Raw genomic sequence first — 20,958 nt, 5'->3', positions numbered from 1 at the left:
AAAAAACTCATAACAATTGTAGGAAAATAATTACCTAATAAGACGCGACGCTGCTTTTGTTAAGGTGAATTTACATTAATTAATGATATCTCAACATTCGTTTAATCTCCCCTTAATAGTGTTGCGTTTTAATAGAGTAGTAGTAATTAACACACTTGGAGGGTAAAAATTATGAAAAAGAGATTAACAGTTGCACTAGCTCTAGGATTAATGATACCAGCAGTAACACCTGCGGCGGCTGCAGGTAAAGATATTTCCATTGATTCATTTAAATTCAATTCAATGAAGGCACCAGCTTCCATTGAAGATATGGTGAAAACATATACTAGTGCTTCAATGGACGTAACCTACAGCGACGGAAAAACAAAAAATTTCCCTCTTACCTATAAACAATTATTCCTTTCAGATGAAAAGATTGTAACAAACAACGGTGAAAAAATTCCTGCGGGAACACCTATTGATGTGAATGGAAATCCAATCGTAGACAAGAGTGTCCCTGGTCAGGAATCCTATTATATTTCAGATGCGCCAGACTCGAATAGCTTAATGAATGTAGGCGGGAATCTATTTATGGTATCTCATTTTGAATATGATTCAATAGATAACGCTGGTAAATCAGCGTATGGTGTGGTTCCTGCATCCATGACACTAACACACCTAAACCAAGATAAAAGGACTGGAGAATTATCTGTTAAGGATGCTAAAAAGATTGATTTCTCAAGCGTAAATGGCTTATGGATTCCATGTAATGGCTCAACCTCACCTTGGGGAACTCATTTAGGATCAGAGGAATATGAACCAAATGCTCTTCAATTCGAGGCAGAAACCGGAACAGATAAAGATTCTACGAATGTTAAAGGTTTTGCAAAGCTTTACTTTGGGGATGAATCAAAAGCAAATCCTTATAATTATGGTTTTATTCCAGAAGTAACTGTCAAACCGAATGGTGATACTAGTGTCGTTAAACACTATAGTGCCGGTCGTTTTTCACATGAAATAATGACAGTGATGCCTGATAATAAGACAGCATTCTTCGGTGATGATGGAAACTATACCGTAACGTTTATGTATGTGGCCGATAAAGAAAAAGACTTATCTGCCGGAACTCTATATGCAGCCAAATTCGTTCAAACAAGTGCAGAAAATGGTGGATCTGGTGACCTTGAGTGGGTGAAGCTAGGACATGCAACAGATGACGAAGTTAGAGCGATTATCGACAAGGGAACAAAGTTCAGTGACATCTTTGAAACAGCAAGTGAGCCAACTGAAGGGTTTACAGCAATCAAAACAGATTCAAGCGGTGGAAAAACGGAATACATCAAATTAAAGCCTGGCATGGAAAAAGCAGCAGCGTTCTTAGAATCTCGTAGATACGCAGCTTTAAAGGGTGCGACGGCAGAGTTCCGTAAAATGGAAGGTATCACAGTTAACGCAAAAGATAAAAAAGTATATATGGCAATCTCTGAAATTGGTAAAGCTATGCTGGAAGATACAACCCATGTGGATCCTGTAGATGATGTTCATTTAAATAAAATCAATGCAGGTGGAACATATGAACTTAATTTAACTGGTGGTTTAAAAGACAAGGATGGTAACGAAATCAACAGTGAATACGCGGCTTCTGATATGAAAGCACTGGTTGTAGGGGAAGACTTAGCTGCACCAGATGCATACGGAAATAAAGCGAATCCTGACAAAATTTCCAAGCCTGATAACCTGAGCTATTCTGAAAAAATGAGAACATTATTTATCGGTGAAGATGGCGGGGAGCATACGAACAACTTTGTATGGGCTTATAATGTGGATACAAAGGAGCTATCTCGTGTGTTATCTGTTCCAGTGGGAGCAGAAGCCACAGGATTACGTGTCCTTGATAACTTCAATGGCTTCTCCTATGTATTGAGCAACTATCAGCACCCAGGTGATGAGCTCGAGAACTTCCAAGGTACAGCTGTGAATAAGGAAGAGCTAGAGCAGGCAATTGAAGCAGGAATTGGAATCGACAAAAAAGGTGGAGTAGGCTATATTGCTGGTTTACCACAGTTAAACGGGAAACATGTTGGCTGGAATTTAAAGGATGGAAAATGGTATTTCCACAATGAAAATGGTGATCTACAAACGGGTTGGGTAAAAGATCGTGCAAAATGGTACTACCTCGAAGCAGCTGGTGAAATGAAGACTGGTTGGGTAAAGACAGGGAACAAGTGGTATTACCTCGCACAATCCGGTGAAATGAAAACTGGTTGGGTAAAAACAGGGAACAAGTGGTACTACCTTACAGAATCCGGTGAAATGAAAACGGGCTGGGTTAAGACAGGAAACAAGTGGTACTATCTTGAAGAATCTGGTGAAATGAAAACAGGCTGGGTTAAATCAGCAAACAAATGGTACTATCTAAATACAGATGGCAGTATGGCTGTTAATACTACTATTAACGGTTACAAAGTGAACCAACATGGTGAATGGGTACGATAAGTGCAATAAAAAGGTGGAATCGAATATATGGATTCCACTTTTTTTTATGCACGAAACAGAACATTTGTTCTTGGTGATGGTTTCTGATATACTAAAATAAAGGCTATGTTAAAGCATTATGTTGATTTTACACACCTGTTGATTGGAGTGGAAGGCGCGAAGACTCCTGCGGGAGTAGCGGTCACGGGAGACCCCGCAGGAGTGAGCGACGAGGAGGCTCCCGGAACGCCCCGCGGAAAGCGAAGCGCCTGGAACGGAAATCAACAGACAATTTAAAAAGAGCCAAAATAAAAAAGGGAGGGGTAATAATGAATAGGTGCGGTTGGGTGAATCAGGATCCGTTATATATTGACTATCATGACCATGAATGGGGTGTTCCGGTTTATGATGACCAATTATTGTTTGAATACTTAAATCTCGAAGGAGCTCAAGCAGGGCTTAGTTGGTATACGATTTTAAAGAAACGGGAGAATTATCGAAAAGCATTTGATCAATTTGATGCAGAAAAAGTTATCCGTTACGATGATAAGAAAATCGAAGAGCTTTTACATAATGAAGGAATTGTTCGCAACAAGCTAAAAATTAATGCTGTTATAACCAATGCGCGGGCATATTTGAAGGTAAAAGAGGAGTTCGGCTCCTTCCGGGAATATATTTGGTCCTTTGTCAATGGGAAACCGATTCAAAATCATTTCAAAGATTTATCTGAGGTCCCCGCAACAACCGAAATCAGCGATAAGTTAAGTAAGGACTTAAAGAAACGCGGATTTAAATTTGTGGGATCGACTATTTGTTATGCGTTCATGCAAGCAACAGGAATGGTTAACGACCATATAATTACATGTGATTGCTACCAAAAAGCCGTTCCGGTTACAAAATCCTAAAAAAAAGCGATGCTCTCTTATGAAAGAGGCATCGCTTTTCTGTGTGTAAAATGAAAAGTTGAAAAAATCGTAACAATTACTTGGATGGTTTCTCCACTAGGAAATCTGAGGCAGGGATCGGAATAATCTTCCCGCCAATTTGGACATGTACGGTATCGTTGAAAATGGCTTTTACAATCCCCTTTAAAGAGATTGTTGAATTAACAGAGATTTTTTTTGATTCAGATTGATTGGCCAAATTAATCAACACCTTCCGATAGTTGGTAAAATATATGAAAAAAAACGATAAATCGTGATAAAGATACTATAAATAATTCGAAAAAAAATGAAGAACTCCTGCTTTAGAAAATTATTTTTAAAAAAAATGCAAAGGAGTAGGTTATGTTACAATCCTTTTCATTATAAAAGGGGTGTGAAACAATGAAAAAGTTATAACATGAACCTTAGTTCAAGTATTGCATGCTAGTGAAAACCTGTCAACAAAAACATGAACTATGGTTCAAATTTTAAAAAAGTGGTATGATATTCATGAGGTGATAAAATGTCTGAGCATGAAGACATTCAAGTTGGTGAGTTCCCATTTATTCCAAAGCAGGAACGTGCCCAGCAAAAGAGAAATGCGTTGCTTGAAAGTGGACATGCATTGTTCATTTCAAAAGGGTACGAACAAACTACGGCAAAAGAAATTGCCGCCCATGCAGGAGTAGCCACCGGGACTTTTTATCGTTATTTTTCAGATAAACGACAGCTGCTGTTATCATTGTTAGAAGATAAATTAGATAGGATTCTCCCGCCTGAACCGAGCTTGGCTTCTTGCAATCCAGAAGAGGTATTAGCGACAACTCTGGAGGCGCATTATAAGCGGTTAAGTGAATTAGGGCTCAACCGGGTCTTGCCTGAACTGCTACTTAAAGACTTAGAGCTTTCTGAGGTGATAGTGACGGCAAAGAGGAAGGTCCTTAACAGAATTCATTTAGGATTAAATCAAGCTCAAGAAAAAGGATTAACATGGAAGGACTTGGACCTGGAAACAGTCTCTTGGGCCATCATGGTACTAGTGGAGAATGGATACGAAAAAGAGCGTCAAACAGGGAAAAAGGCAAATTATCCAAATATAGCTAAGGTCATCTGTAGGATGATTTTTCCCCCTGAGACTTTGGAACGGTTGGGAACCAATCATACGATGGAATAATACTGATTAATTCATCTTCAGAGAGGAAGTTATCGTTTGGCAATTGGACAAGGTATTGATTTAAAAGAATTGAAGGCAATAAAGGTTGAATTAACTCGATTCATGATGGCATTTAAGTTTGCCTTAGATGAAATGAATACAAAAATTAATATCTTAAAAGATGAGTTTAATTATATTCATGATTATAATCCAATAGAACATGTGAAATCACGATTGAAGTCACCTGAAAGTATATTGAAAAAAGTGTATCGAAAGGGTCTTGACTTTACCCTTCAATCTATTAAAGAAAATGTAAAAGATATCGCTGGGATCCGTATTACTTGTTCGTTTAGTTCCGACATTTATGAATTATATACAATGATTGCAAACCAAAAGGATATCCGGGTGGTTGAAACAAAGGACTATATTAAAAATCCTAAACCGAATGGTTACCAAAGTCTTCATCTCATACTAGAAATTCCGATCTTCATGTCAGATCGTGAGGAGTTCACGTATGTTGAAGTCCAAATTCGTACCATTGCCATGGATTTTTGGGCAAGTCTAGAACACAAAATGTATTATAAATACAATAAAGAAATTCCAAAACACATGATCACGGAACTAAAAGATGCAGCCATTATGGCAACGCAATTGGACCGGAAAATGGAACAACTCCATAGAGAAATTTCTGAAATTAAGAAGGCAGATGAGGAACAAGAAAAGCATCTTCTGATTGATAAAGGTAAATTCGATATTACATTTTTAGAAACAATTTTACAAAAAAGCAAATAATAAAAATTATCTATTGAAAGCGGTGACGAATATGAAGGTCAGAGATTTCATGGTGAGGGATGTTATTTCAGTTAGACCGAATAGTTCCATTAAGGACGTAATGACAACGTTTGTTGAGAAGAAAATTGGCGGGGTTCCGATTGTGGACGAAAATGGCAAGCTTTCAGGCATTGTAACCGATGGGGATATTTTGCGGGCGATTAAGCCTATTGACCGCAGAATCCAGGATTACTTCAGTTTTATCACTTATATTGCAGAAGAAGATTTGGAAGAGCGCTTGGATGAGATGGCTAAAGTGGAAATCATTCGAATTGCAAAGACCAAAGGAATCGTGTCCGTGAATCCAAATGATGATATGAAAACCGTGATAACACTTTTATCTAAGCACCACTTTAAGAAACTTCCTGTTATTGATGAAACCAACCATGTGGTCGGGGTAATCAGTCGAGGCGATGTGATTAGAAACATCCAGCAAACTATAGTCAAAAACATGGAATAAGGAGTTTTTTTACCTAGCATGCGGCTAGATTTCCTTTTTACTTTAGGACTTTGATAAATGTAGAAGTAGAAGGGTTCTACGTATACTTTTTGTTAAAGCGTAGACGTATACTTTCTGTTAAAGAAAAGGATGAAAAGTAGAAGTAGAATGTCCCTACGTATGCTTTTTGTTAAAGAAACGGATGGAAAGTAGAAATAGAAGGGTTTTACCTCTACTTTTTTTTGAAAAAAGTTTGAATTGATAGGCTCTACGTTTATTTTGTCCTATAGACATAGCTATATATCAGGATAGTGAGTCTTTTCTTGAATATTTTACCAAAATAAATACAAAGCAAAAAACTCCCAGCAGAATTATGCTGGGAGTTTTAGTATTAATTTATTTTGCTATTAAAAGCTTCTGCAACATCCTTAAACGTTACATCTATTTCTATAACTTCTGAACGGCTGCCTATACGTAGGGGCGGACCCCAAAAGCCATAGCCCGATGAGACGATGGTATGAAGCTGTTCTCTTTGGAGATAACCCCAGTCTACTTCAAACATTCTACGGGTAATCAAGTGATTCGGTGCCATTTGCCCTCTGTGGGTATGACCTGAGAGAAGCAGGTCCACCTGATTCTGAGCCGCTTGCTTCACCTCAGCAGGTTGATGGTCCATCATAATAATTGGCAGGGAATGGTCAATATCAGTGAGTAGGTTGTCAATCGGCATTCTGTTGCTATCGGTCTTATCCTTCCTACCTACCAAATAAAAACTATCTGCAATCTTGACGACCTCATCCATTAAGATGGTGATTTCGTTTTGTTTCATTTCCTGCAGGTACTTCGGTATCCCGCCTCCATAATATTCATGATTACCTAGAACACCAAAAATACCTAGTGGTGCTGATAAACCGCTCATAATTTTTCCCATGTTCTTCTTGATAAATGGCTCAGGATCATCATCAATAATATCACCTGGCAACAAAATAATATCTGGCTGAAGGGCATTCACTTCCCGAACGAGCCGGCGTGCATGGGCTGGGCCCGATAGTCTGCCAAAGTGCATATCAGAAGCCATGGCAATTTTAAGATGAGACCGAGATTGACCTTGTTTCGGGATTGTAATGGAGAATTTCCGTACAACAGGGCTATAGGCATTGAACGAACCAACAATGAATAGGACGATAAAGGCAGCCAGTACAATCCCGCCTATCCAAATGACCACCGTTGTCTTAGGAAGTCCGAAAAATACTAATACCAATGCAATCAAATTAGCAATAGGAAGGAGCAAAATTGCATATTGGAGAACTCCAAACCAATAGGATCCAATCATTTTAAATATCGGCAAGCTTTTTAGGAAATGACCAATAATGTAGGAAAAAGATATAAGTCCAATAAGGATCCCATAGGTCCATTTTGTCTCAAGTCCAAAGGAGGAATGGAGCCACAACCAACCGTTCCAGCCAATGTAGAAGGTTAAAGCAGAATAAACAACAATCATAAGCAGGAAATTTATAATATAGCGTGGTTTCATATGACAGCTCCTTCGATATAAAACATGAATAGTAGTTCAAGTATTGCATGTAGAGAAAACACTGTCAACAAAACACTGTCAACAAAACACCACTGTGGCATTCCATACTATAACTTTTAGTTATGAATATATAAGTTTTATCTATTTCCTATTTTTGATTCTTCACTATATTCTATTCTTATAGAAACCAATACAGGAAGGAATGAATGAATACCTTGAACATTCAATTAATCAGGCATGCAACGATCAAACTCCAGTTTAATGGGCAGACGATACTAGTTGACCCTATGTTTAGTTCAAAGAGTACACTTGCACCCGTCGCAAATGCAGCCAATGAATTCAAAAATCCTTTAGTTGATCTGCCAATACCGGTAGAAGAAATGGTAAGTGAAATAAACGCAATAATCATCACCCATTCACACCGGGACCATTTAGACGATCGAGCCATCGAATTACTGCCGAAAGACCTCCCCGTACTTTGCCAGCAAGAGGACGAAGAAAAACTGATTAGTCTAGGATTTAAAGATGTGAGGAGTGTGGAGCACGAAACAGTATGGAGAGGAATTCAATTCAAAAGAACCGGCGGACAACATGGGACGGGTGAACTAGGGAAACTTATGGGCCCAGTGTCAGGGTTTGTTTTACAAGCGGAAAATGAGCCTGTTCTCTACGTGGCAGGGGATACCATCTGGTGTTCGGAAGTAGAGGAAGCAATTTCAAATTATTCGCCGCGAGTTATTGTACTAAATGGAGGGGAAGCACAATACTTAACGGGAGACCCAATAACGATGGGGGTAATGGACATTGAAAAGGTTCATAGAGCAAGCCCTTCTTCAAAAATAGTAGTGGTCCACATGGAATCATGGAATCATTGTTTGTTAACCAGACGGGACCTAAGGCAATATATCGAAACCAATCAGCTGTCAGATATATCCGTTCCTGATGATGGAAGGATACTAAATTTCTAGCTTAGATTTATGATAGTAGAAAAGCTTGGCAGTTGTCCGCCAAGCTTCTTCTTAACTATTCACGTTGAGGCCTAAAAGATATTTTATTTCTTTAATTTGGTCAATATGCCGTTGTTCATGTAAATATATTAGTTCAACCCATTGGTCTAAAGGCAATTCACCAAAGACAGGATGAACAACTGATCTTTCCTCCAAGATTGACATGTCTTTTACTGTCTTAAGAACAGTTAACAAATAGTTTCTCGAATCATTTAATAAATCAATTACTTCTAGAACATCAATTGGTTCCAAATTTGGTTTAACTATTTCTGGAGCCTCAATCTTCTTCGTTCGATCCAACGCATGATGGAGGTTTTTTCGTTTTACCTGATTGGTAGGTATTTGTTTTAGTCCATATTCGATAGCACGTGTAAATGCCTTTTCCGTTAAAAATAAGTGGTGACTAACTTGAGCAATACTCCACATAGTAGGATTAGGATTTTTGTTAAACTCATCATAACCTAGTAAACTTATTTCATCTAACAGTCTATTTCTAGTATCTGACAGATTTTCAATATGTAGACTACTCAAAAATACCCCCCCTTACATAATTGTTCCTCTTAATAAATTCTCTTTATAAAAACAAACTTATCTACTTAATTATATTTTATCACTTGTTCCTATAACCTAGTACTTAATTCTGAAAAAATATGGAAAAAGATGTATGACCATAGTGTATTATTTTAATAGTTGCAACAATTACTTAATCAGGTAGGTGGAGTAGTAACCATCTTGCACAACAAAAATTACCCCTCCTCCATCGTATTGTCAATAGTAAAATAAAAGATAAAAGGCTGTTGATTGGAACCTTCAATCAACAGCCTTTTTTAGTCATTCACATCTGTTTATTACCTTTGCTCGTAAACTTCTTTTATTTGCTTCATATGATGTTCATCATGTTCCACCATACCTAACAAGTAGCTTTCAAGGGTGAATAATTTCTCTCCTATTGAAAAGGTAGTATGAAGATTAGCTTTTCCTAACTCCTTGAGTAGATTTTTCCGGTTAGTGATAAACCGATCAATCAGGTCATTTTTACTTATACCAGAATGAGCAAAATTTTGAGCATCATTGTTAATCGCTTGGACATCGACTTGCCCAGATAGAAGAGTATCACCAGCTAACATCATTGGTAATCGAGAATTTTGTATGTATTGATCCCAAAGGTAAAGATGGGCAACGATGGCAGCTGATGACCATTTTCCCTCACTAATTGGTGAGAAGAAAATACGATCGTCTTCCACTTGAATTATTTCCTCTAGAAATGGAATGATGGTGCCGAATTGTGAGACAACATTCATAGAAAAACCTCCCAAAATTTATTTTTACTGTAATCATAGAATACCAGTTTTTAGGTGTACTAGGTAATGTTCTTTAGTCATACGGTAATAACGAATAGTTATGGGGTTATTACTTTTAAGTATTATCTTTGCTAAACGAAATCTTGTTAGTATGAAGATAGAAGTTTAAATAAGATCCGTGGAACTTCTATCATATTGTAGTGGGGGTAAACGAAATGGAAATAAAAAAATTATCATGGGCGAGTATTTTAATAAAAACAAATGAAACAACTGTCCTTGTGGACCCATTAGGTGGACCCATTAAGGGACAGGATAAACCATTAGCTGCAAAAATTGGTGATCCTTTGGAACCACTGGCTTCATTGGAAACGATAGAGCAACCAGACGTAATTTTGGTAACACATGTTCATCCAGACCATTTTGATCATCAATCTGTCCTTCAACATTTTGGTGAGAATGTAAAAATCTTTGTTCCAATGGATTCCGTTGGTTATGTAAAGAAGCTTGGTTTTCGTCATGTGGCGGGGGCTCATCCGAATGATGAGTTCGGCTATAAGGATGTAAAGATGATTGCTATCTATTCAGTGGATGGCTTTGGTTCCCCACAAGTCTCTTGGATCATTAAGGATGAAGAGCATACTGTCATACATTGCGGGGACACCCAGTGGCATGGATATTGGTGGAGAATGGAGAATCAATATGGGCCTATTCATGCAGCCTGTCTTCCAGTCAATGGTCCAATCTTACAAGTAGTAGGGTTAAAGGAACAAAGTCAATTACCAGCATGCTTAACCCCAGAAGAGGCAGTAGAAGCAACAAAAATATTAGGTGCTAAGCTAATTCCTATTCATTACTCCACCTTTAACAATCCTCCATATTACAGTGAAGCTGAAAATATTGAAGAAAGATTAATGAAGCAAGCCAATCTGCGTGGTGTTGAAGTAACATTCCTGAAAACAAATGAGCAGATAATTATTTAGATATTGTCTCAATTGACCTCATTAAAAGGGGTCTTTTTAGTGTGATTTTCATTCACATGTGGTCCTCTTTAATGTAATCTGAAGTTAAGGGAAAAATTGGATGTATAAATAAATCAATAAGAGGATTTGATGTCCATGGTGAAATTAATTCAGTTAAAATATTTTGTTTCTACGGTAGAAGCAGGTAGTGTTACGACAGCGGCAAGGAATCTATTTATCTCACAACCAGCGCTATCAAAACAGATCACTCAACTTGAGAATGAGTTAAATTGTGAACTGTTTTTAAGGAAAACGACTGGAATAGAATTAACCGAAGCAGGTAAACATTTGTACCAAAAAGGGATTGAATTATTAAAAGCTGCCGAAGAGCTTTCGTCTGAAATGAACCAATATGCAAAAAAACAAACCATTAAGATCGGAGCGCTTCCTAGCATTGGCACACATTTTCTTCCTGCCGTGGTGAACAGGTTAAGAGAAGAATATAAAATCGAGGTTTTAATTAAGGATACAACTGAAGAATTGGTGCGGTTAGTCGAAAACAATCAGGCTGATTTTGTTTTTGCTCAAGATGTGGTCAGTAATCGGAATTTTGTAATGGAGAATATATGTTGGGAGCCATATGATGCGATCCTACCGATGTCAGTGATTAGCAGGGGGGTATCGCCACTTTCAATAACCGAATTTGTGGAAAATCAACTAATTATTCATAAGCATCCGTGCGACATTCGTTCATTTTTTGAGTATTTTTGTAAAAAGAATAAAATTGATTATGAACTGGGAATCGAATTAGAAACAAATGAATCCATTGTTGCCTTTGTTTCGAGCGGGCTAGGGGCTTCCATTATGCCGAGAATGGTTTCCAGAAATGTCAAAGACCAGTCGGCTTTAATTATGGAATTTGCTGATAAACAAATTGGGAGAAGCATAGACCTTTTATATAAACCATCTTCAAAAAAACTCGCAAAAACAATCATTGCTTTTTCAAAAGAAAGTATATTTGAAAGGTAAAAGGTACACGACGTTCAATCACGAAGTGTGCCTTTTTTCTCCTATTTTTATCCTATAGTAATTTTTTTTACCTCTAGAGTGGATTTATGGAAGAAATGAGGACACAAAATCACATCATTCCTCGAATACACTATGGGGAGAAAGTTACATCTTAAGAGGGAAATAGGAGAAGTGTATTATGACTACAGAATTATTTGTTAATGGTGAACAGACATTAATCAGAACAGAAACTTATGGAAAAAGAAAGAAAACAAAAATTGAACCACCAATTTTTACATCAAGGATGGAAAAAAGGGATTACTATAAATCTTTAAATTACTTTGACATCCGAAATGTAATTGATGTAAAAGGACTCCTTCAGGATATTCATATAAATTTACATACATATGTTTCAAAGGTGAGCAAATGGGTTCAAAACAGTCCTGTAAAAAAACTTGTAGTAACTGGTATTTTTACCGTTATGCTCGGGATTTTTTCAACTACTGCGAATGCAACATTTATACAAGAATACACTTATCAGGTTAAAAATGGTGAAAGAATCGAGGATATTGCTGCTGCACATGGAGTAACAGCACAAGAAATATTAGAGGCCAATGGGCTGGCTTCCATTGAAGGGAAAAAAATATTATTACCAAAAGTGCAAAATCAAACGGTGACCGCGACCAAACTAAATATTCGATCACAACCAAGTACTTCAAGTAGTATTATTGGTCAATATCAAAAAGGTGCTGTTGTTAAAGTTTCATTCATTGAAAATGGCTGGGCGGCTATTCTTATTAAAGGACGAGTGTGTTTTTTGAGCGCTGAGTATCTTACAATCAGCGCACCATCTGGAGACCAATCTAGTATAACCACTAATCCTCAAACAAAAACAACCATGTATGTAACTGCTTCATCGTTGAGAGTCAGACAGGCAGCTTCTACAAATAGTGCGGTATTAGGTTCATTAAAATTAAACGATAGTGTGTCTGTGATATCTAATGTTAGTGGTTGGGCTAAGATTAATTTCAATGGAAAAATAGCGTTTGTTAGTGAAGCCTATTTAACTAGTAAGGAACAAACAAATACAAGTACCTCTGTGTATGTGATTAAAGTCGGAGATACTTTTACAAAAATTAGTAAGTTGTTAGGAGTCTCTGTTTCATCAATCCAGGAACAAAATCCAACAGTAGATCCAGCAAAGTTGAAAATAGGACAAGAAATCAAAATTCCTAGTACAACTTCACCTAATTCTAATCAACTAATAGTAACAGCTCATATAGGAGGGATAGACCCCCAGGGTATCTTCCGTTTTATCACATCTGATGGAAAAACGCATGTAGCCAAAGCAACGGGCAACATGATAAATGAATTATTTCATCAGCAAGGAAAAACAATAACATTAACACTAGAAGGAAATAGGGGGCAAACATTGACGTTAAGTTCTCTTCAATAAAGCATACGAATGAATGTAGCCTCCAACCCAATGGAGGCTATTTTTATTTTTAAAAAATTTATTATTTTTCGTTGACATTATAGGGTAGGGGGGTATAGTATAAGAATATAAGGTTAAATTAAGGAACTAAAAATCATCTAACGATTGAATAGATGGGAGGAAAGAAAATGAGTGATTTAATAAAAGAAGCACAACTACCCATAACAGGGATGACCTGTGCTGCATGTGCCATTCGTATTGAGAAGGGTTTAAATAAGCTTGAAGGGGTAGACACAGCGAATGTGAACTTAGCTCTTGAAAAAGCATCCATAAAATATGATCCAGCTGTAACAAATGTGAATGATTTGATAAAGAAAGTGAATGATCTCGGTTATGGTGTTTTATCAGAAAAAGTGGAATTAGATATAATTGGAATGACTTGTGCGGCCTGTGCTACAAGAATTGAGAAGGGGTTAAACAAACTTGAGGGAGTCAACAAAGCAACCGTTAATTTAGCACTTGAAACATCCAGTGTTGAGTTTAATCAATCCCAAATTACCATCCAAGAAATAATAACAGGCGTCGAGAAAATTGGTTACGAGGCAAAGGTGAAGCAAGAAAAATCTGCAGATACGGTCAACCATCGTGAAAAAGAAATAGAAAAACAAAAAGGGAAGTTTCTCTTTTCACTTATCCTTGCGTTTCCGTTATTTTGGGCAATGGTCGATCACTTTGAATTTACGTCCTTTATATATCTGCCTGACATGCTGATGAATCCGTGGGTACAATTGGCACTCGCAACACCAGTTCAGTTCATTGTTGGTAGACAGTTTTATGTTGGTGCATACAAGGCTCTTCGAAATGGAAGTGCAAACATGGATGTGCTAGTTGCCCTTGGAACATCAGCTGCTTATTTTTACAGTCTCTATATCATTATTTCAGCTATTGGTTCCGGCCAGATGATGTATGAATTGTACTTTGAAACAAGTGCAGTATTAATAACCCTTATTCTTTTGGGGAAATTATTTGAGGCACGTGCAAAGGGACGCTCCTCAGAAGCCATCAAGAAATTAATGGGACTGCAAGCCAAGACGGCAACCGTCATTAGGGATGGAAAAGAAATAGAAGTTGCACTTGAAGAGGTAGTGGTGGGTGACATCATACTTGTGAAACCTGGTGAAAAGATTCCAGTTGATGGTGAAATTATTGAAGGACGTTCTGCACTCGACGAATCCATGCTTACCGGTGAAAGCGTACCTGCGGATAAAACAATCGGAGATCCAGTTATTGGTGCTACAATCAATAAAAACGGGTTTTTAAAAATAAAAGCAACTAAGGTTGGAAGAGACACTGCACTGGCACAAATTATTAAAGTGGTAGAAGAGGCCCAGGGGTCTAAGGCACCGATTCAACGGTTAGCAGACCAAATATCTGGAATTTTTGTGCCAATTGTTGTTGGTATCGCCATTGTGACCTTTTTGGTTTGGTTTTTCTGGGTAAGCCCTGGAAACTTTGCTGAAGCCTTAGAAAAATTGATCGCCGTTCTTGTTATTGCTTGTCCGTGTGCATTAGGTTTGGCAACACCAACCTCTATTATGGCGGGCTCTGGACGGGCAGCTGAAGCTGGAATTTTATTTAAGGGCGGAGAGCACCTGGAAAGAACACATCGGATTACAACGGTTGTTTTAGATAAGACAGGTACAGTAACAAATGGAAAGCCAGAATTAACAGATGTCATCGTTACAGCCGATTTCGAAGAAAAGACATTTTTACAATTAGTAGGTTCTGCTGAGAAACAATCTGAGCACCCATTAGCAGAAGCAATTGTTAATGGCATAAAAGAAAAAGGCATCGATTTATTAGCTACCGAAGAGTTTGAGGCTATCCCTGGATACGGAATTAAAGCATCTGTTAATGGTAAGGAGTTATTAATTGGTACACGTAAGTTAATGAATAAATACTCCATACCCTTTCAAACAGCTGAGAGCAAGATGGAGACTCTCGAAGAAAACGGGAAAACAGCCATGCTTGTGGCGATCAATAGGGAATTTGCTGGGATGGTAGCTGTTGCCGATACGGTAAAAGAAACCTCGAAAGCTGCGATAAAAAAATTAAAGGATATGGGGCTTGAAGTCATTATGATGACAGGTGATAATGTCCGAACTGCAAAAGCGATTGCGGATGAAGTAGGTGTAGATGCAGTGATAGCTGAAGTATTACCAGAGGGAAAAGCTGATGAAGTGAAAAAGCTTCAGTTGCAAGGAAAACGTGTGGCGATGGTGGGAGATGGAATCAATGACGCACCAGCACTTGCTATCGCTGATATAGGCATGGCGATTGGAACCGGGACAGATGTGGCCATGGAAGCAGCTGACATTACCTTAATGAGAGGCGATTTAAATAGTATCTCTGATGCGATTGACATGAGTAAGAAGACGATTCGTAATATTAAACAAAATCTATTCTGGGCGTTTGGTTACAACACACTGGGGATCCCAGTTGCAGCTATTGGTTTCTTAGCACCATGGCTGGCTGGCGCAGCAATGGCGTTTAGCTCCGTGTCCGTTGTATTAAATGCACTCAGATTGCAACGAGTTCGATTAAATAAACAGGAATAGGAAAGGAGCGACGATATGAAAAAGTGGGCAATATCTGCAATTGTATATTTACTGGTTGTCATTGGCGGTTACACGGTTTATGACGTTTATTTCAATAAAGAAGCTGATCATGGTGAAACGAACACTCATGAAGCATCTACAAGTGCGGAAGAGCATGGTCACGGACATGAGGAGGCTGAAGTCAAAGCGGGTGAGGTAAAAACGACTTTCGTATATAATGAAGGAAAAATCACCATCGTCCTCAATGATGAAAAAGGCAACCCAGTGGATGACCTAAAGGTAAACCACGAGAAATTACTCCACTTGATTGTAGTTGATGAGCATTTAAATCAATATTTGCACTTACATCCCGAAAAGGTAGGGGAAGGTAGGTTTGAATTAACACAAGAATTAAAGGATGGAGACTATAAGGCTTTTATCGATATTAAGCCTGAAAAACTAAACTATCATGTGACTCCAGTTGCTTTTACAGTAGGAAAACAACAATCCTCACATAGTCATAAAAACCTTAATGCTGATCAATTTTTTGTAAAAACGATTGATGGAAAAACATCGGAAATGGAAGTAAGTTCTTTTGAGGCAAAAAAACCTGTTACACTATCATTTAAAGTGAATGAATCATCATTAGAACCTTATCTAGGTGCAGCAGGGCATGTTGTAATCTTAAATGAAACAGCGGACCAATACCTGCACGTTCACCCTCTGAATGAAAACGAGCCAGTCTTTGAAACACAGTTTGATCAACCCGGGATGTACAAAATTTGGGCTGAATTTAAACAAGATGGAAAGGTAAGAGTGTTTTCATACGTCATCGAAATCAAATAAGGGAATAAGTTAATAAGTTTGAAAAGTTGTCAACTTACGCCCGTCGCATTACCATACGGGGGTATGATATAATGAATCAAAAAAGGGAGGCGTATAAATGGCCAATGAACATGAGGTGGACGCGAAGGTTGAGGAGTCATGTTGTGATCATGAAGGAAGTCATCGAAAAAGCCACCATTCGGACAAGGTGAAAAATAACCTGGTGACTAGATTAAATCGAATTGAGGGTCAGATTCGCGGGATTAAAGGGTTAATTGAAAAAGATACGTATTGTGATGATGTTATTAACCAAATCTCTGCAACTCAATCTGCCTTAAATAGTGTGGCCAAAATCTTGTTGGAAGGCCACATGAAAAGCTGCGTAGTGGAGCGAATCCAAGAAGGCGATTTCGAAGTCCTAGATGAAGTTCTAGTAACTATTCAAAAATTAATGAAAAAATAGGAGGAATTTATAATGGAACAAGTAACTTTAAATGTAAGCGGAATGTCTTGTGGTCATTGTGTGAAAGCAGTAGAAGGAAGTGTTGGCGGCCTTCAGGGTGTGAAGAAAGTTGCTGTTAACCTTGATAAGGGTCAGGTGGATGTTGAATTTGATTCTAGCGTTGTCACACTTAGCACAATTAAGGAAACTATTGATGATCAAGGCTATGATGTAAAATAGGTTGAGTTAAAGCACTTGGGTATGATAACCTGAGTGCTTTTTTGTATAATTTTAATAATGAAGTTTCAAAAGAGGGGATGGACATAATGAGGATGATAGATGCACATATCCATTTAGATCAATATAGTGATCAGGAATTAACTAGTTTACTAGACGAATCTCAATCGATTCACGCAATGGTTACCGTTTCGAATCATCTGACATCGTGTAAAAGGAATCTCAAATTATCACAAACCTTCCCAAAGGTGAAACCGGCGTTTGGTTTTCACCCAGAACAGCCTCTTCCTACAGATGAGGAAAAAAGCGACCTCCTTTCGTGGATTGATGCCCGTAAGGAGGAAATGATTGCTATTGGTGAGGTAGGACTTCCTTATTACTTGCGGCTTGATAATAAAATAAATGCTAGTCAGTTTGACCAATATGTTGAACTAGTAGAGGTTTTCATACAACTTGCCAAGAAAAATGACAAACCTGTTGTTCTCCATGCGGTGTATGAGGATGCACCTGTTGTGTGTGATTTATTGGAAAAGCATTCAATCTTAAAAGCACATTTTCATTGGTTTAAAGGGGATAGCAAAACGATAACAAGAATGATAGGAAATGGATATTATATTTCGGTTACTCCGGATGTTGTGTACAAAGAAGAGATTCAAGATATAGTTGCTAAGGTACCAATAGAGAGACTGATGGTCGAAACAGATGGCCCTTGGCGCTTTAAAGGCCCATTTCTTGGACAAATGACTCATCCCATCATGATGCAACATTCGATCAGTAAAATCGCTTCTATAAAAAAAGGTGAACCAACTGAAGTTGCCGACATCCTACTGCAAAACACAAGAGATTTTTATTCGATTTAAGGTGAATGGCCCATTTTTCGATTGTATTGGCTCATTTTGGTGGGAGTTTGGCTCATTTTGGGTGGGGATTGGCTTATTTTTCGGGAAGATTGGCTCATTTTTTTACAACATTGGATTTTTTACCTATATATTCCAATCATACTCTATTAAAAAACCAGTTCCCCAACGGAAACTGGTCCAAAATTTATTGAGATATTGTAGGGGACTTCGAAACATCTTCTGCTTCAGGTACCCGCAATAGAATAATGCCACCGATGATAAACAAAACAATCAAACTGAACACGCCGCTATTCGTATTGCCCGTCATTTGGGCCGTAAATCCGACTAAAAACGGTCCTAATATCGCAGCAAACTTAAAAAAAATACTATAGAACCCAAAGAACTCGTTGGAGCTTTCTTTTGGAACTAGCTTTGCAAAATAAGAACGGCTTAGTGCCTGAATCCCACCTTGGGAAGAGGCGACAAGCATCGCTAGAATCCAAAAATCTAAAGTCGTCTTTAGGAAATATGCATACGTACAAATGACGATATAAACAAATATTCCTACGAGCAACATCGTTTTACTTTTAAACTTATCTGCAAGTCTGCCATATAAAACGGCAAACGGTGCAGCCACTACTTGTGTCGCAAACAAAATAATTAATAGGTTGGTTGAATCAATGCCCAAATCAGAACCGTAGGCGGTAGACATAGTAATAATGGTATTAACTCCATCAATATAAAAGAAATAGGCTAATAAGAATAGAAATAAAGGACGGTAAAGCTTAATTTTCTTAAAGGTGACAAAGAGCTGCTTGAAACCATTTGAAATAGGGTTTGCGACCCTTTCCTTATAATAAACCTGCTTTACATTTTTCAGCATAGGAATCGTGAACAATCCCCACCATAATGCGGTAATTGCAAACGCCGCTTGGCTTGCTACCGAAGCGGAAAGCGGAAGGACGCCTTTTTGAGATAAAAGAATTAGTGCAATTCCGATAATAAACGGAATCGTGCTACCAATATAACCCATCGCATATCCCCGCGATGAAATCTTATTCATTCGTTCCTCGGTCGTGACGTCCACAAGAAAGGCATCATAGAAAATATTTGTACCACCAAATCCGATAACGGTGAACATATAACAAATTAATAAAATGATCCATTGGTTACTCGGGACAACGGCTAACAACAAAGTAAACACGATTCCTAGCGCAAAGAAAAAGGTAAAGAACCGTTTCTTAAATCCCTTAAAATCGGCTATGCTTCCTAAAATAGGGGCACAAAGCGATATAAGGAGAGTAGCAAACGAATTTGCATAGCCCCAATAGGCTGTAGACGTGGAAGCAGCAAGTCCTGCCTCTTTAGCCGCTGCCTTAAAATACAATGGAAATATGGCTGTGGTAATCAGGATAGAGTAGGCAGAGTTTGCCCAGTCATAAAACACCCAGCTCTTTTCTTGCTTTGACATCCGACTCATTCATGTTCCCCCTTTTATAAAGCTAATAGCTCTTCGATCACCCTACCATCTGTATTTCCTAAGCTGACACCTAGAAGTCTCGCAAATGTTGGGCCTTCATCAATGAGCCGAATTGAAGGCAGGGTGATGGGCCTAATTCCTTTCCCTGATGCCATTAAAATGGTGCCGTAATTTTCTTTTTCCGGAGAATAACCGTGACAGGCTAATGTATACTTCTTATCAGCTGCTGCATCCTCTTTAGTGATAGGTTTGATGTACTCGCCCTCAAAATCTTCTAAAAAATAATAACCACGAGCTGCTTCAAGCATAAAGGCGCATGTTCCATCTGCTCCTTTTTCAGCGGCTTGTTCACCTGTTAAAAACCCTTCAATTCCAGAGGTAGGATCTTTGATTAATGTTTCTAATAATTGCTTTACTTCATTTAAAGTAGCTGAATCTTGTGCATCTTTTATGTAAATATATGCAGAGCCATCACAACTTTTACAATAAGCCTTCCAATTTATTATTTTATCTTTTGAATTGGTTGAGAGTAAATTTTGCTTCCGGAACAATACATTTAAATTGACGGCTTTATTTTCATCAAGGGCACTATGGTCACCTAATGCAACTATGGTTGAATTTTCATAGATACCACTTTCCTTCAACGCATCAATGATTCTCCCTAGACGATGGTTATGGCGTTTTAAAGCAGCCATGGCTTCTTCTGAAGAAAAACCATGAAAATGGCGCTGAGTATCTAGGTCCGTAAAATGGACCATTAATAAATTTGGCTTCTTTGTTTTAATTGTGTGAACCGCTGACTCTAAAACAAAGTCATCGAGTTCTGGCTGATTCAACCCTTTACGGATATGACCGAAACGCTGATTGAGTTCCAATTGATAGCGTGGAGTCCCGTTCCTGAGAGACACAACAATTTGATTATGCCATGGGCGGTTTGCAAAGATTTCGGGCATATTATAGTCAATATTTGCTTTGCCCGTTACGGGCCATAATAATGCAGCTGTTGTCATATTGGCCTTTTTCACTTCATCATATAAAGTAGTCCCTCGGATACAATTTCTGAACCAATTCCAATCAGGTGATACCATACCTGGCTGTAAGAGTGTATTATTGATGACTCCATGCCGATTAGGATAATTTCCAGTTACGATAGTCGCATGACAAGGATAGGTAACAGAAGGATAGATTGTTTTAACATTTTCAACATAAGCTCCATTGTTTAAAATGGTCTGAAAATGAGGCATGTCTTTTAGGATTGGAAAATCTAATGCGGATAGACAATCAAATGAAATGATTATTAAATGTTCGGTAAGACGTGTCATGATATACCTCCAAAAATAGTACCTCTTATTCAAATTGTACTACAGCAATTGCTCGAAATGTTACAGAATTTTTACAAAATTTATAATATATAAGCAAAACTGAGGAATCCACTCTTTGTTGTTATTAAAGAGGAAGATTTTTCTAGTATAATGAAACTAGCCATTTTTTATG

20 protein-coding genes are annotated in these 20,958 nt (G+C 38.0%); 14 read left to right on the top strand and 6 right to left on the bottom strand.

The genetic code is table 11. From position 1 onward, the window contains the following. Window positions 1–171: 171 nt before the first annotated feature. Both RCG25_RS15215 and RCG25_RS15210 read left to right on the top strand, forming a co-directional pair. A complete protein-coding gene (locus RCG25_RS15215; protein ID WP_308079667.1) occupies window positions 172–2,475 on the top strand; it encodes an alkaline phosphatase PhoX in 2,304 nt (767 codons plus the stop codon). A 308-nt stretch (window positions 2,476–2,783) separates the two neighbouring features. Further along, window positions 2,784–3,359: a DNA-3-methyladenine glycosylase I gene (locus tag RCG25_RS15210; protein WP_308079666.1), complete on the top strand. Its 576-nt coding sequence runs from the start codon at window positions 2,784–2,786 to the stop codon at window positions 3,357–3,359. A gap of 76 nt (window positions 3,360–3,435) precedes the next feature. On the opposite strand, the gene RCG25_RS15205 is transcribed toward RCG25_RS15210, so the two are convergent. Continuing rightward, on the bottom strand, window positions 3,436–3,597 hold the full coding sequence (locus tag RCG25_RS15205) for a hypothetical protein (protein ID WP_307288219.1): 162 nt from the start codon (window positions 3,595–3,597) through the stop codon (window positions 3,436–3,438). 303 nt (window positions 3,598–3,900) lie between these two features. Between RCG25_RS15205 and RCG25_RS15200 the strand changes: the two genes are divergently transcribed. Genes RCG25_RS15200 through RCG25_RS15190 form a run of 3 tightly spaced genes read left to right on the top strand, consistent with a single transcriptional unit; the run spans window position 3,901 to window position 5,821 of the window. Beyond that, window positions 3,901–4,551 (top strand): TetR/AcrR family transcriptional regulator, encoded by a 651-nt coding sequence (locus tag RCG25_RS15200; RefSeq protein WP_308079665.1) that lies wholly within the window; start codon window positions 3,901–3,903, stop codon window positions 4,549–4,551. Between the two features lie 36 nt (window positions 4,552–4,587). After that, window positions 4,588–5,322: a GTP pyrophosphokinase gene (locus tag RCG25_RS15195; protein WP_308079664.1), complete on the top strand. Its 735-nt coding sequence runs from the start codon at window positions 4,588–4,590 to the stop codon at window positions 5,320–5,322. A 31-nt stretch (window positions 5,323–5,353) separates the two neighbouring features. After that, entirely contained in the window at window positions 5,354–5,821 is a 468-nt protein-coding gene (locus RCG25_RS15190) for a CBS domain-containing protein (protein ID WP_308079663.1), read from the top strand. A gap of 370 nt (window positions 5,822–6,191) precedes the next feature. On the opposite strand, the gene RCG25_RS15185 is transcribed toward RCG25_RS15190, so the two are convergent. Then, window positions 6,192–7,334 (bottom strand): metallophosphoesterase, encoded by a 1,143-nt coding sequence (locus RCG25_RS15185; RefSeq protein ID WP_308079662.1) that lies wholly within the window; start codon window positions 7,332–7,334, stop codon window positions 6,192–6,194. 206 nt (window positions 7,335–7,540) lie between these two features. Here RCG25_RS15185 and RCG25_RS15180 point away from each other — a divergent pair, with 206 nt between their 5' ends. Continuing rightward, window positions 7,541–8,302, top strand: a complete 762-nt coding sequence (locus tag RCG25_RS15180) for an MBL fold metallo-hydrolase (RefSeq protein WP_308079661.1) — start codon at window positions 7,541–7,543, stop codon at window positions 8,300–8,302. Between the two features lie 51 nt (window positions 8,303–8,353). On the opposite strand, the gene RCG25_RS15175 is transcribed toward RCG25_RS15180, so the two are convergent. Both RCG25_RS15175 and RCG25_RS15170 read right to left on the bottom strand, forming a co-directional pair. Next, window positions 8,354–8,872 carry a DinB family protein gene (locus RCG25_RS15175; RefSeq protein ID WP_308079660.1) on the bottom strand — a complete coding sequence of 173 codons (519 nt, stop codon included), beginning with the start codon at window positions 8,870–8,872 and terminating at the stop codon, window positions 8,354–8,356. 317 nt (window positions 8,873–9,189) lie between these two features. After that, a complete protein-coding gene (locus RCG25_RS15170) occupies window positions 9,190–9,642 on the bottom strand; it encodes a DinB family protein (RefSeq protein ID WP_308079659.1) in 453 nt (150 codons plus the stop codon). Between the two features lie 215 nt (window positions 9,643–9,857). Here RCG25_RS15170 and RCG25_RS15165 point away from each other — a divergent pair, with 215 nt between their 5' ends. The 8 genes from RCG25_RS15165 to RCG25_RS15130 all read left to right on the top strand — a co-directional run bounded on the left by RCG25_RS15165 (window position 9,858) and on the right by RCG25_RS15130 (window position 18,005). Further along, window positions 9,858–10,622 (top strand): MBL fold metallo-hydrolase, encoded by a 765-nt coding sequence (locus RCG25_RS15165; RefSeq protein WP_308079658.1) that lies wholly within the window; start codon window positions 9,858–9,860, stop codon window positions 10,620–10,622. Window positions 10,623–10,757: 135 nt separating this feature from the next. Further along, entirely contained in the window at window positions 10,758–11,630 is an 873-nt protein-coding gene (locus RCG25_RS15160) for a LysR family transcriptional regulator (protein ID WP_308079657.1), read from the top strand. Between the two features lie 178 nt (window positions 11,631–11,808). Then, on the top strand, window positions 11,809–13,065 hold the full coding sequence (locus RCG25_RS15155) for an SH3 domain-containing protein (protein ID WP_308079656.1): 1,257 nt from the start codon (window positions 11,809–11,811) through the stop codon (window positions 13,063–13,065). 167 nt (window positions 13,066–13,232) lie between these two features. Further along, window positions 13,233–15,662, top strand: coding sequence for a heavy metal translocating P-type ATPase (locus RCG25_RS15150; RefSeq protein ID WP_308079655.1), 2,430 nt, complete (start codon window positions 13,233–13,235; stop codon window positions 15,660–15,662). A gap of 15 nt (window positions 15,663–15,677) precedes the next feature. Beyond that, on the top strand, window positions 15,678–16,487 hold the full coding sequence (locus RCG25_RS15145) for a DUF8832 domain-containing protein (protein ID WP_308079654.1): 810 nt from the start codon (window positions 15,678–15,680) through the stop codon (window positions 16,485–16,487). Between the two features lie 97 nt (window positions 16,488–16,584). Beyond that, window positions 16,585–16,929, top strand: a complete 345-nt coding sequence (locus tag RCG25_RS15140; RefSeq protein WP_308079653.1) for a metal-sensitive transcriptional regulator — start codon at window positions 16,585–16,587, stop codon at window positions 16,927–16,929. A 12-nt stretch (window positions 16,930–16,941) separates the two neighbouring features. Next, window positions 16,942–17,148, top strand: a complete 207-nt coding sequence (copZ, locus tag RCG25_RS15135; protein WP_308079652.1) for a copper chaperone CopZ — start codon at window positions 16,942–16,944, stop codon at window positions 17,146–17,148. A gap of 86 nt (window positions 17,149–17,234) precedes the next feature. Continuing rightward, window positions 17,235–18,005 carry a TatD family hydrolase gene (locus RCG25_RS15130; protein WP_308079651.1) on the top strand — a complete coding sequence of 257 codons (771 nt, stop codon included), beginning with the start codon at window positions 17,235–17,237 and terminating at the stop codon, window positions 18,003–18,005. 184 nt (window positions 18,006–18,189) lie between these two features. Here the strand turns inward: RCG25_RS15130 and RCG25_RS15125 are convergent, their stop codons facing one another. Next, a complete protein-coding gene (locus tag RCG25_RS15125; RefSeq protein WP_308079650.1) occupies window positions 18,190–19,464 on the bottom strand; it encodes an MFS transporter in 1,275 nt (424 codons plus the stop codon). Window positions 19,465–19,478: 14 nt separating this feature from the next. Then, window positions 19,479–20,786, bottom strand: coding sequence for an alkaline phosphatase family protein (locus RCG25_RS15120; protein WP_374120999.1), 1,308 nt, complete (start codon window positions 20,784–20,786; stop codon window positions 19,479–19,481). Window positions 20,787–20,958: the final 172 nt, after the last annotated feature.

It is taken from the genome of Neobacillus sp. PS2-9 (genome assembly GCF_030915525.1).
GTDB lineage: Bacteria > Bacillota > Bacilli > Bacillales > Cytobacillaceae > Neobacillus.
The sequence above is the reverse complement of the archived record's forward strand: the minus strand, read 5'-3'. Positions and strand labels throughout refer to the sequence as shown.